The 12,326-nt window shown below is 60.9% G+C and carries 11 protein-coding genes; 5 read left to right on the forward strand and 6 right to left on the reverse strand.

Annotated elements, in window-relative coordinates:
• Positions 1 to 34 precede the first annotated feature (34 nt).
• Complete coding sequence (locus AAIL66_RS07520) at positions 35 to 1,000, reverse strand: capsular polysaccharide synthesis protein (RefSeq protein WP_343496387.1); 966 nt, start codon at positions 998 to 1,000, stop codon at positions 35 to 37.
• A 62-nt stretch (positions 1,001 to 1,062) separates the two neighbouring features.
• Here AAIL66_RS07520 and AAIL66_RS07525 point away from each other — a divergent pair, with 62 nt between their 5' ends.
• On the forward strand, positions 1,063 to 2,196 hold the full coding sequence (locus tag AAIL66_RS07525) for a glycosyltransferase (RefSeq protein WP_343496388.1): 1,134 nt from the start codon (positions 1,063 to 1,065) through the stop codon (positions 2,194 to 2,196).
• Here AAIL66_RS07525 and AAIL66_RS07530 read toward each other — a convergent pair.
• Entirely contained in the window at positions 2,186 to 2,962 is a 777-nt protein-coding gene (locus AAIL66_RS07530) for a glycosyltransferase family 25 protein (RefSeq protein ID WP_231905841.1), read from the reverse strand. The two genes, AAIL66_RS07525 and AAIL66_RS07530, sit on opposite strands and share 11 nt — an antisense overlap.
• Positions 2,963 to 3,026: 64 nt before the next feature.
• Here AAIL66_RS07530 and AAIL66_RS07535 point away from each other — a divergent pair, with 64 nt between their 5' ends.
• Entirely contained in the window at positions 3,027 to 4,325 is a 1,299-nt protein-coding gene (locus AAIL66_RS07535) for an O-antigen ligase (protein ID WP_034406748.1), read from the forward strand.
• On the opposite strand, the gene AAIL66_RS07540 is transcribed toward AAIL66_RS07535, so the two are convergent.
• Positions 4,316 to 5,215: a lysylphosphatidylglycerol synthase transmembrane domain-containing protein gene (locus tag AAIL66_RS07540; RefSeq protein ID WP_177340960.1), complete on the reverse strand. Its 900-nt coding sequence runs from the start codon at positions 5,213 to 5,215 to the stop codon at positions 4,316 to 4,318. The genes AAIL66_RS07535 and AAIL66_RS07540 overlap by 10 nt on opposite strands.
• A 32-nt stretch (positions 5,216 to 5,247) precedes the next feature.
• Positions 5,248 to 6,264, reverse strand: a complete 1,017-nt coding sequence (locus tag AAIL66_RS07545) for a glycosyltransferase family 2 protein (RefSeq protein WP_034382717.1) — start codon at positions 6,262 to 6,264, stop codon at positions 5,248 to 5,250.
• A 265-nt stretch (positions 6,265 to 6,529) separates the two neighbouring features.
• Between AAIL66_RS07545 and AAIL66_RS07550 the strand changes: the two genes are divergently transcribed.
• Genes AAIL66_RS07550 through AAIL66_RS07560 form a run of 3 tightly spaced genes read left to right on the forward strand, consistent with a single transcriptional unit; the run spans position 6,530 to position 10,250 of the window.
• The gene (locus AAIL66_RS07550) at positions 6,530 to 7,909 is read left to right on the forward strand and encodes a glycosyltransferase family 39 protein (RefSeq protein ID WP_343496389.1); all 1,380 of its coding nucleotides are present in this window, start codon (positions 6,530 to 6,532) and stop codon (positions 7,907 to 7,909) included.
• On the forward strand, positions 7,906 to 8,916 hold the full coding sequence (locus AAIL66_RS07555; RefSeq protein ID WP_054073390.1) for an NAD-dependent epimerase: 1,011 nt from the start codon (positions 7,906 to 7,908) through the stop codon (positions 8,914 to 8,916). The genes AAIL66_RS07550 and AAIL66_RS07555 overlap by 4 nt, the downstream gene beginning before the upstream one ends.
• Entirely contained in the window at positions 8,913 to 10,250 is a 1,338-nt protein-coding gene (locus tag AAIL66_RS07560) for a UDP-glucose/GDP-mannose dehydrogenase family protein (RefSeq protein ID WP_343483680.1), read from the forward strand. Before AAIL66_RS07555 ends, AAIL66_RS07560 begins: the two co-directional genes overlap by 4 nt.
• A 52-nt stretch (positions 10,251 to 10,302) precedes the next feature.
• On the opposite strand, the gene AAIL66_RS07565 is transcribed toward AAIL66_RS07560, so the two are convergent.
• Positions 10,303 to 11,523, reverse strand: coding sequence for an ATP-binding protein (locus tag AAIL66_RS07565; RefSeq protein WP_343496390.1), 1,221 nt, complete (start codon positions 11,521 to 11,523; stop codon positions 10,303 to 10,305).
• Positions 11,523 to 12,272, reverse strand: a complete 750-nt coding sequence (locus AAIL66_RS07570) for a response regulator transcription factor (RefSeq protein ID WP_034382708.1) — start codon at positions 12,270 to 12,272, stop codon at positions 11,523 to 11,525. The genes AAIL66_RS07565 and AAIL66_RS07570 overlap by 1 nt, the downstream gene beginning before the upstream one ends.
• Positions 12,273 to 12,326: the final 54 nt, after the last annotated feature.

Raw genomic sequence — 12,326 nt, forward strand, 5'->3', positions numbered from 1 at the left:
TTCATGAAAGAGGCTCCCGATAGGAGCCTCTTTTTTATGCCTCGGGATTGAGAGCCCGATGCCAGGTGCTGCCTGGCACTGCCCCGCCGTGGGCTTTGAACATTTCCGTGAAATGCCGCCTCTCTCCGCCTCGGAGCTTGACGATGGGAGCACTGATCTTCGGCCCCTGAACCCGACACAACTGGGGATACAGCAAATACCATTTCCAGCGCAAGGCATGGTGATAGTAATAAGCCGAGTCCTCGGCCTTGAACAATGCCATGCGTGAATACTGTCTTTGGCGCAGCACCTGCTGTGCCGTGACATGGATCAGCAGGTAATGGGGATCGCCAATGTTCTGCCGGATCTCGACCCAATCGGGCTGTGCCTGGAGCCGCTGCAGATAGGCCTCGGTTCCCTCGACAATCAAGGCTTGGTGAAATTCCCGCTGCCAGGCGACGATGAAATCGGAGCCCGCCAAAGCGCCAAATGCCCAGCTTTCGATCACAGGCCTCTGCACCTGGGTGGTGAATTTCTCAAGATAGAAACCCACAAACTCAGTCCTGGAGTCGACGGCTGCCTGCATCCAGCCCAACGAGCGCGTCAGCAGGGTGCTGGCATCCAACCAGAAGCCTCCATGCAGGGCCACGAGGTACAGGCGCAGCCAGTCAGATTGTTTGGTGGGATGCAGCTCATGGAACCGGGCAGGCAAAGCTTCTTGTGCCACGTACTGGGCCAGGTTGCCAGGATGCACAAGGCATACTTCATAATCCGGACACTGCAAACGCCAGCTCTGGATGCATTCGCGCACAAACGAGTCGGGCTGAGCATGGTTCCAGTAGGTCCACAATTTCTTGGGAATCGCAGCGCCCGGCGACGCCGCTAATTGCGGTGCGGGAGCAGCTACCTTGCCTTCGACAATGACCGGTATTGCGTCGCAATAGCTTGCTGAGGATTTCAGCGTCCGGGGCTGAACCAGCTTCAATGCGCTTTTGAATAATTGGGCAGGAATCCGGGTCATGGTGCGGAGAACAAAAAGAAACAATAGACGCAAATGATCTGTGCAGATTGTCCATCAGAACAATGAACTCACACTCTTTCCCTGAGCCAAAAACTGACGCTACAACGCCGATCCGAATCCTGCACTTCGTGACCGGGGGATTTTCCGGTGCCACCCAGGTCGCGGTAGACCTGAGTCTGGCCGCACTACACACGCCAGGCTATGAAGTTCTGCTGGTGCTGCGCCGCAAGCCCAGCACGGATGAGCGCAAGATCGATGCCCTGCGCCAGCAAGGCCTGCAGGTCAAGGTGGTGTCCAACTGGCTGCATGCACTCACCGTCTGGGAGTTGCGCAAAGTCATTCGAGACTTCAAGCCCGATGCGATGTTCGCCCATGGTTTCAGCGACCATATCTGGGGCAGGCGCGCTGCTGCAGCCGAGGGTGTGGCGCATATCTTTCATGTGGAGCACAACTCGCGTGAGCGCTACACGCCGCGTCGTCTGCGCCAGGCCCTGGCGCTGGAGCCGTTCACCCAGGCCCATATCGGCGTCTCTGAAGGCGTCAGAACCAGTCTGGTCGAACGAGGCTTCCCGGCCGAAAAATGCATTGCCATCTGCAACGGCATCGACCTGACACGCTTTGCTCAAGACGCCATGCCCCAGCGCTGGCAGGAACGCGAGCCGGCCATTTACATGGCGTCGCGCTTTGCGCGCCAGAAAGATCACGACACGCTGATCAGGGCTCTGGCCGCGCTCAGGCAACGCGGCCTGACGCCCACACTCTATCTGGCCGGCGCAGGCAAGAGTTCGCTCAGGGCCAGAGCCGAGCGGCTGGTGGCTGAGCTGGGACTTGAGCAGCAGGTTCGCTTCCTGGGCAATGTCTCGGACCTGCCCCAGCGACTGTCCAGAACTCAGATCTTTGTTCTGGCTACGCACTGGGAAGGCATGCCTCTGGCGCTGGTGGAAGGCATGGCCGCAGGCTGTGCCTGTGTGGTGTCCGATGTCATCGGAGCCCGGGAAGTCGTCACCCCCGAGGTGAACGGCCTGCGGGTGCGGGAGTCAGACCCCGACTCCATGGCAGACGCATTGCAAAGACTGCTCCAGAATCCAGCACTGGCCCAGAGCCTGGGCACAGCGGCGCGTGTCCACGCACTAAGCCACTACGGACGAGAACAGATGTGGTGCCACTATCAAAGACTGCTGCCGGTCAGCGCTTGAGAACTGCCGTTACAAGAGGCTTTGAAGCCCGAAAGTTCCCCCAGCTCAAAGCCAGCTTCATCTTGAATTTGCGCATTTTTTGCAAACGATTCGCCGGTGCTTCTTTTTGGGCCCAGATGCTGCTGATCTCGCTGGTGTCATCCAGAGAAATGACCGAGGGGTAGACCCCGTACACACGCAGGTCGTTCTCAAACCAGAAGCGAATATCCACATCGACTGGTCTATCGAAGGGAACACGTGCCTCCAGCATCTTGCGGGCACCGGATCGACTGATGACATAGCCGGCAGCAAAGCTGGGCACCCGCTGATAGGAGATCAGTTGCAAAGATCCCTGAACCAACGGACCTTGATCCGCGATCTTTTCCGGCTCGCGCCCGTAGAGCTTGATCATGTCCCAGCTGCCATCGGCGGGCAGTGCTTCAATCGCGGCCAGCGCCTGGGGCAAATCCGGCAGAAGCCGCACATCATCTTCGAAAACAACCATGGCAGGAGCGTCGCTATCCATGAGTTGCTGCCATGACCTCAGATGACTGGCGTAACAGCCCTTCTCTCCGTTGCTCAGGGGTTTGAAGTAGCGGCCATGGCTTTGCGGCGCACAGAAGTAACGTTTTTGCTCGGCCTCGGACAGATCCGCCCACCACACTGCAGGCAAGCGCGACGCTGTCAACCCCATTTGCGAAAACTGGGCTGTCATCCGCTCGCGGCGCTTTGCATCCTTGGACAGATTGATAAAGACAATGGGTAATGACGACATACACTTCTGCACCGAATACAAGACCTGCAGTGTAGGTTGAAGCCAACTGCCTCGCAGGAGAACCTGATTGACAACTATGAATGTGCCTACACAAGTCACACCTCGAACCGGCAAGCGGGCGACTGCTCTTGCGCATGCCCTGGATGCCGCCTGCTTTGCATTCTTTGCGTTGAGTCTTTGCGTCCCCTCTGGCTACTCTTACGGATCCACGGCCCTGGCTCTTTTGACTCTCGCCGGTTGTATCGCGGCCCGCCCCCAAGGCCTTGCCAGGCGCGAGACTTTCGTGCTGGCGGGGCTTCTGCTGGTGCTGGGCCTGCTCTGGAGCCTGTCCTTCGACCACTGGTTCTCGGCGGCGGGCTGGGGTTATGGCGCGAAATACGCGCTGGCCGCTCTCTGCCTCTGGTATCTGAGCAAAACAGGTATCCGGCTCACGGCCATTGTCTGGGGCCTGGCTCTGGGGAGTGTGGGTGCTCTGGCGATTGCTGCGTATCAGGCCGGCGTGCTCAAGATGCTACGTGTCTCCGGCTTTACCAATGCCATCCAGTATGGTGGCATCGCCATGTATATGGGTTTTGCCACCTTGTCCCTGGCTTTGCTGGGCCGCTGGAGCAAGTCTCAAACAGCAGCTCTGGGGCTAATGGCTGCATGCGGTATTTATGCGTCCTTTCTTTCCGACTCCCGCGGCTCCTGGGTCGTGATACCGCTGCTGATCGCGGCCATCTGGCTGATGGCATGGCTCAATGGCTACAAGCGTCTGGCCAGCATGACGGCGGCAGCCATGCTGCTGCTCGGGCTGATCGTGGCAGTGCCGGCCTACCAGAAGCTGGAACAACGAAGCAGCGAAGCTGCTCGGGAAGTCTCACAGTATCTGCAAGACCCGCAGAAATATGCAGTGACCTCTGTCGGCCAGCGTCTGGAGCAATGGCGGCTTGCCATACATCTGATCGAACAGCGCCCCTTCAGCGGCTGGGGACTGGCTGGCTACCCTGCAGCCAAGCAGCAAATGGTCGATCAAGGCCTGGCCCACCCTTCGGTCATGGAATATGGGCATGCGCACAATGAAATCCTGGACATGTGGGTCAAGCGCGGGCTGCCGGGTCTGATCCTGCTGCTGGCGTTCTATGCCGTGCCTGCAGCCATTTTCTGGCCCACGCAGCGCCGTCTGGCGCATGCCGATGCGGCGCAGCGCTCCAAGCTGCTGGCTCTGCGCGCGGCCGCCACGCTGCTGCCGCTGGCCTACTTCGGCTTTGGCTGGACCCAGGTGTTCTTCGCGCACAACAGCGGAAACATGTTCTATATTTTCAGCCTTGCCGTGCTCTGGGGCGGTATTTGCAGAATGGAAACCCAGTCTGCAGTCGCCAAAACTCAGTCCTGAGACCTGCCCGGCAAACCCAGGGCCAGAGCTCCCAGAGCCCCCTGGCCCAGGGCAAAGACACCATACAAGAGCCCAACCCCAACCGCTAGTACCGCAGGGACTCCGAAGGGAGCCAGGGCTGCCACAGCAGCAGCTTCACGGGTGCCCCAGCCGCCCACACTGACAGGCAGTGCAGCCATCAAAAACACGGGGGCGATGACAAAGGCCCATACGGCCAGCGGCAAATGCAGGCCCAGAGCCATGGCGCCACAGGCCAGCGCACAAGCAGACAGCAATTGCACCAATGCCGAGGATGCGGCTTGCACCCACAGTTGCAGCAGGAAGTTCGGGCTGCTTGCCGCCAAGCGCACAGGCTCCATCCATGCACCAGGCAACTTGAGCCAGTTGCTGCGCAGGCCCTGCAGAACAGCCCAAGGCAGCAGCAACCACAGCATGATAACGACAAGCAGCAGAGCGATGAAAACCGTGGTGTTCATGTGTATCCAGGGGGCCAGTGTGGAAGCACAGGCCACCGCCCCCAGGCCACCGATCGCGCACAACATCCACAAACCGCTGACGCGATCCAGAATCACCGAAAGATTGCTTGCCGCCTTGGCCTGCCCGGTCTTCTGCAGCGCAATCGCACGATAGACATCACCGCCCACAACAGCGCCAGGCAGCAACACATTCAGGCCAATGGCCTGAAAGTACCAGCGTATGCCAGAGGCCAGCGACATCTCGGCCCCGAGCCACCGCGCCATGGCACGCCAGCGCCATGCCGACACCGCGTTCGAGGCAATGGAAATCCCCAAGCCCCCCAGCAACCACCAGGGGCTGGCCTGCTGCAGCCGGCCCCACAGTTGCACAGGGTTGGCGAGATAGACAACGGCTGCCAGCAAAGCGATGCCCATCAGGGCTCGGACAACCGCCTTACGCGCCTTGCTCACAGGACCGGAGTCTCGGTTTTCGCTGTTTTTTCTTCGGGCTTGTGCCTGGCTGCGCTGTAATCCTTGGCGTGGTACTGAAGGCCGCTGCCCGACTCGTAATAGATACGCGTCAGCAGCTCGCCGATCAGGCCCGCTGCGATGAACTGCATGCCCATCAGCACCAGCATGACTCCCGCCATCAAGAGGGGCCGGCCGCCAATCGATTCGCCCATGATCTTCTGTGCCAGCAGCCACAGCAGGATCAGCACGCCAGGCGTTGCCATCCACAGTCCCATGCCGCCAAAGGCATGCAGCGGACGCTGGCGAAAGCGCATGAAAAAGACAATGAAGATCAGATCCAGAATCACCCGGAAGGTGCGATCTATGCCGTATTTGGAAACACCGCGCGTGCGTGCATGGTGACGCACCGGAATCTCCGTGATACGCGCACCGGCATCACGCGCCAGTGAGGGAATGAAGCGGTGCATCTCGCCATAGAGGCGAATGCGGTCAATGATTTCGCGGCGATAGGCCTTCAATGCACAGCCATAGTCATGCAGCTGCACATTGGTGAATTTGGAAATCAGGCGGTTGGCCAGCACCGAGGGCAGGCGACGCGACAGGGCCTTGTCCTGGCGGTTCTTGCGCCAGCCCGAGATCATGTCCACATCGGGGTCGTTTTCCAGACGTTCCAGCAACAGCGGAATATCGCCGGGTTCGTTTTGCAGGTCGGCATCCAGCGTGACCACATACCGGCCGCGCACCCGGTCAAAACCGGCCTGCAAAGCACTGGACTGGCCGTAGTTGCGCACCAGACAGACGGCACGCACCCAGGGATGCTGTTCGGCCAGCTCGCGCAGACGTCTGGCACTGCCATCCGTCGACCCATCGTCCACCGCAATCAGTTCGTAGCTCAGTGACTGGGTGCGCATGGCCTCGTCAATGCGGGCCACCAGATCGGGCAGATTATCGAACTCGTTATAAACAGGAACAACGATGGAAACTTCGGGATTGGAATCGTGCACGGACGTCATGCTCAATGATTTTGGATAACAGTCACCTATACTAACTGAATACCCTAGGTGCCATTTGCGCCAGGCCCATTGTTTGGCCTGCAAAGCCAAGCGCAATCGTAAGTGCGCACTATCAAAACATGTGCACCCGCCAAATCCTATGGCATCAAACTCCTCGACTTCTATTCGCCCAGACTGGCAGCAGACCCTTTATGCCAAGCCATGGATATGGCTGGCTCTTTTAGTTTGTGCCCATATCGTTTCCCGTATCAGCATTTCAGCAGGCATGAAATGGGATGAATCCGAACAGATTCTCTGGGCCCAGCAATTGCAGCTGGGTTATGGCCCGCAGCCGCCTCTGTATACCTGGATGCAATGGGCGGTCTGTCAGCTTCTCGGCCCTTCGGTGCTGGCTCTGGCATTGCTCAAACATCTGCTGATTGCCCTGGCCTATTGCCTGGCATGGCTGGCTGGCCGGCAGTTGCTCAATCAAAAAGGTGCCTGGTGGGTTGCCGCAGGTCTGCTGCTGATGCCGCCCTTCGGCTGGGACTCGCTGCGCGACCAGACTCATACGGTGATGGTGACAGCCATGACCATGGGCTTGTGGTGGGCCGTGCTGCGCCAGGTTCAAAAGCCGCAGGCCGTCAATTTTGTTTTGATCGGCCTCTTCTGCGGTCTGGGCATGCTGTCCAAATACAGCTATGCCATGCTCATTGGGGCCTTGTTCGTGGCCTCCATGACGGTGGCACAGGTCCGCTCTGCCATCTTCGCCAGGGGCTGGTGGCTGGCTCCGCTGGTGGGCTTGCTGGTGTTTGCGCCCCATGCCTTCTGGCTGGCTTCGCACTGGGGCATGGCAACCACCGAGACCGTACAGAAGATGTCCATCTCCACCGAGGCCTCGCATCTGAAAGGCCTGGGCAATCTGCTCAAGGCCCTGCTTTCGACCTTGGGCCTGTGGCTGATTGCCGCCGTGCTCAGCTATCGCTCCAGACTCTGGAAGCCCGGCACCGACGCGTCTTTGCCCAGCCAGGAATGGGCCAGGCCTTTGCTGCGCAACTACCTGCTCATCATTGCCGTCTGCCTGCTGGGCATGGTGCTGGCAGCTGATGTCACGGACTTCAAGCAGCGCTGGATGCTGCCTCTGACGGCTGTTGCACCCTTGGCCCTCTATGTCTGGCGCCCGGCACTGCTGGAACAGGGCGTGGGCCGCATGTTCACCGTCTTCGTCATCGTCTTTGCCCTGATCTTTCTGATCATGGCCACGCTGCGCCCCTGGCAGGGCGGTCGCAAGAACGATCCCGACGAACTCAACCATCCGGTCAAGGCGCTGGCCCAGGAACTGAGCCAGGCCGGCTACAGCGGCAAGGGAGTCATCGTTGGCTCGGACCATATGCTGGCGGCCATGCTGCATTCGCAGTTCCCGCAAACCTACGCCCTGGGCTGCTCCGATGGCTCCCAGCTGAGGCAGTGCCTGTCTCAGGCCGGCGCCGATACCACAGGCGGCCTGCTGCTGATCACACGCGCCGACAAGCCCGTCGCGGGCTGGTGGGACGGCATCTTCACCACCCAGACAAAAACCGCGCTGCAGACACTGAGCATCCCTTTCGAGAAAATGCCTGCCAGCGCAACACCTGCGCAATACCAATATCTCTGGATTGCCCCATGAATCCTGTTCTGATCACCGGCTGTGCCGGCTTTATCGGCATGCATTGCGCCAAGCGACTGCTTGAGCAAGGTGTGGCCGTGGTTGGCATCGACAACCTCAACAACTACTACGACGTGGCGCTCAAGCATGCCCGCCTCGCCGAGTTGCGCCCACACGCCCACTTTCGCTTTGTGGAACTCGATCTGGCGGATCGGCAAGGCATGGCCGACCTGTTTGCCGAGGTAGCCCCCAGCAAAGTTCTGCACCTGGCCGCACAAGCCGGTGTACGCTACTCCATCGATCAGCCCGACGACTACACCGACTCGAATCTGCTGGGCTTTGGCAATGTCCTGCAAGGCTGCCGCAAGCACCAGGTCGAGCATCTGGTCTATGCCAGTAGCTCCAGCGTCTATGGCGGCAACACCAGGATGCCGTTTGCCGAAAGCGACGCGGTGGACCACCCCATCAGCTACTACGCGGCCACCAAGAAGGCCAATGAGCTGATGGCCCATAGCTATGCGCACCTGTACGGCATTCCCACCACAGGCCTTCGCTTCTTCACGGTGTACGGCCCCTGGGGCCGCCCCGACATGGCCTTGTTCAAGTTCACCAAGGCCATGCTGGCGGGCGAGAGCATTGATGTCTATGGCGAAGGCAAGCTGGTGCGCGACTTCACCTATATCGACGATATCGTCGAAGGCATCATGCGCGTGCTGGACAAGCCCGCCACGCCCGATGCCGGCTATGACAGCCGGAATCCCAATCCCGGCACCAGCACCGCGCCCTATCGCATCTTCAATATCGGCAACAACTCGCCCACCGTGCTGATGGACTACATCGCGGCACTGGAGGGCGCCCTGCAAATTACCGCCCGCAAGCAAATGCTCCCCATACAGCCCGGCGACATGCACAGCACCTCGGCCGACACACGTGCCCTGCAAGCCTGGGTCGGCTTCTCGCCAGCCATGCCCGTGGCCACGGGCGTGCAGCATTTTGTGGATTGGTATCGCTCTTTTTATCGCGTATGAAAGTTACTGTCTTTGGTACCGGCTATGTCGGTCTTGTGCAAGGTGCCGTGCTGGCCGATGTCGGCCACCAGGTGCTTTGCGTGGATGTGGATGAGAAGAAAGTCGCGGCACTCAAGGCCGGCCAGATTCCCATCCATGAACCAGGCCTCGACGCACTCGTCATCAACAACCAGCAACTGGGTCGTTTGCGGTTCACCACCAATGCCGCCGAAGGCGTGGCGCACAGCGAGCTGATCTTTCTGGCCGTGGGCACGCCGCCCGACGAAGACGGCAGCGCCGACCTGCAATATGTGCTGGCCGTGGCCCGCACCATCGCCCAGCACATGGACGGGCCGCGCATCGTCATCAACAAATCGACCGTGCCCGTGGGCACGGCGGACAAGGTCTCGACCGTGATTGCCGAAGGCCTTGCACAGCGCAATCTGCAGCACCCTTTCGATGTGGTGTCGAACCCCGAGTTTCTCAAGGAAGGCGCGGCAGTGGGCGATTGCCAGCGTCCGGACCGCATCATCATAGGCACCGGCAACCCGGCTTCCGAAGCCAAGCTGCGCGAGCTCTACGCTCCCTTCAACCGCAATCGCGACAAGATCGTGATGATGGATGTCCGAAGCGCCGAGCTGACCAAATATGCGGCCAATGCCATGCTGGCGACCAAGATCAGCTTCATGAACGAGATTGCCAACCTGGCGGAAAAGCTGGGTGCCAATGTGGAGGCCGTGCGCCGCGGCATTGGCAGCGACCCGCGCATCGGCTACCACTTCATCTACCCGGGCGTGGGCTATGGCGGCAGCTGCTTTCCCAAGGACGTGAAGGCGCTGATCCACACCGCCAGGGAGGTCGAGTTTGAGCCTCTGCTGCTCAATGCCGTAGAGGACCGCAACCATGCCCAGCGCAATGTGCTGTTCGAGCGCATCAGCGCCTTCTACAGCGGCCAGCTTGAGGGCAAGACCATCGCCGTCTGGGGCCTGGCTTTCAAGCCCAATACCGACGATATGCGCGAAGCGCCCAGCCGCAATCTTCTGGAGTCGCTCTGGGCCGCCGGTGCCAAGGTGAAAGCCTACGATCCCGTTGCCATGAAGGAAGCCCGTCGCATCTACGGCGAGCGTGCCGACCTGGAGCTGGTGGACAGCCCCCTGGCTGCCGTGCAGGATGCAGACAGTCTGGCCATCGTGACCGAATGGCAGATCTTCCGTGCGCCGGACTTCGACCTGCTGGCCACAACACTGAACGACAGAATGATTTTTGACGGCCGCAACCTCTACGAGCCTGCCCTGCCTGCCAGCCATGGCCTGGGCTATGTCTCCATAGGCCGCCCCGCCCAGCAGCCGCGCTGAAACAAAAAGCCCCGCAGGCCGAAACCTGCGGGGCTTTTCCTTGGACTGCTGCTCAGGCCAATGGCAAGCTGATCACGAAGCTCGCACCGCTACCGCCATCTTTGCGTGCCTCGCAGTGCACGGTGCCGCCATGCCGCTCGGCGATCGAACGCACCAGCGACAGGCCCAGGCCCACACCGCCGGAGCGCTCGCTGGCCCCGGGCAGGCGATAGAACTTCTCGAAGATACGCTCGCGCTGCGCCTTGGGAACCCCGGGGCCGTGATCCTCGACACGAATCAACGCCATGCCGTCCTGTTTGGACAGGGACAGAGTGATCTCGCCCTCGCTGTAGCGGCGCGCATTCTCCAGCAGATTGCGCACGGCACGGCGCAGCAGTTTCGCGATCCCCTGCACCTCAAGCGAACCATCGGTCTGCATCTCCAGATCGGCATCGATGCGCGCGCATTCCTCGGCCGCCAGACCGATCAGATCGACCGACTCCACCGTGCCCACATCGACCTCGCTGGAGTCCAGGCGGCTGGCCAGCAGGATCTCGTCGACCAGTTGGTCAAGCTCGCCAATATTGCGCTGGATCTCGGCCTTGGCGCGTGCACTGGCCGGGTCGTCACCCATGAACTCCAGGCCCATGCGGATGCGCGTCAACGGCGAGCGCAGTTCATGCGAGGCATTGGCCAACAGAGATTTGTGAGAGGTCATCAAGGTCTCTATGCGCGCTGCAGCAGCGTTGAACTGGTGCGCCAGATCCGCCACCTCGTCATGCCCATGCTCGGGCACGCGCACCGACAGATCACCCTCGCCAAAGCGCTTGACGCCGCGCTGCAGGTTTTCCAGACGCTTGAGCAGACGGCGAATGATGGGGAACACGCCCACAACCACTGCCACGCCGACCAGGCCCAGCATCCACAGAAAGCCGAATGGCGGCCGCAGCCAGAAGGCGACGGCTCCGTCACGCGGGGGAGGTCGGCCCTCACGCCACTCGCGTGGCGCCATCCATAGCTCATAGACCTGCCCGTCTCTGGCGGCAATTTCAAAACGCACGCCATCCACGGGCGAGCCGGAGATGCGGTTGCCACGCCCCTCCACCAGCACCTCGCCCTCAGGGCCCTTGAGCACCATCTCGCGCGAGGGAGGCGTGGTGCTGTTCTGGGCGCGCTGCTCTTCGGCAATATTCCAGGCCCAGGCCACGCACAGCGTGAGCACGGCCACGCCGACCACCACGGCCAGCCAGATGCGCAGATAGAGGCGCTGGGAGAAGATGTGCAGCAGCTTCATCAGTCTTGCTGCTTGGCAAAGACATAGCCCACGCCGCGCACCGTGAGAATGCGCTTGGGAGCCTTGGGGTCGGCCTCGATGGCGGCGCGGATGCGGCCCATGTGCACGTCGATGGAGCGGTCGAAGGCCTCCAGTTCGCGGCCGCGCACGGCTTCCATGATCTGGTCGCGCGTCAGAACGCGACCGGCGCGCTCGGCCAGTGCCACGAGCAGGTCGAACTGGTAGGAAGTGAGATCGGCCTGCTGCTCGCCCACCGACACGGTGCGGGCATCACGATCGATTTCCAGGCTGCCGAAGCGCATGACGGCATTGGCGGGGGCCGCCTGGCTCTCGCTGCCTTTACGGCGCAGGATGGCGCGAATGCGGGCCAGCAGCTCGCGCGGCTCGAAAGGCTTGGGCAGATAGTCGTCGGCGCCCAGCTCCAAGCCGATGATGCGGTCCATGGGATCACCCTTGGCGGTCAGCATCAGCACCGGAACCTGTGCGGGGGCACCAGGCATGGAACGTATGCGGCGGCAGACTTCAAGGCCGTCCATATCGGGCAGCATCAGGTCCAGGATCACCAGATCGGGCAGCTCGACCGAGCCGCCATCGCTGGGCTGCAGCTGTTCCAGGCCGCTTTTGCCGTCAGCCATATGGGTCACTTCCAGGCCGTTATTGCCCAGGTAATCGCTCACCATTTGCGCCAGGCGAACGTCGTCCTCAATCATCAGAAGTTGGTGCGTGCTCATAGGGGGCAGTGTAGTCATGCTCGCGCCTCGGTATTTCTTCAAGACGCCATGCTGCAGCACGCAGGTGACCTG

Origin of the sequence: Comamonas sp. F1-6 (assembly GCF_039581415.1) — a bacterium.
GTDB classification, from domain to species: Bacteria; Pseudomonadota; Gammaproteobacteria; order Burkholderiales; family Burkholderiaceae_C; genus Comamonas; species Comamonas thiooxydans.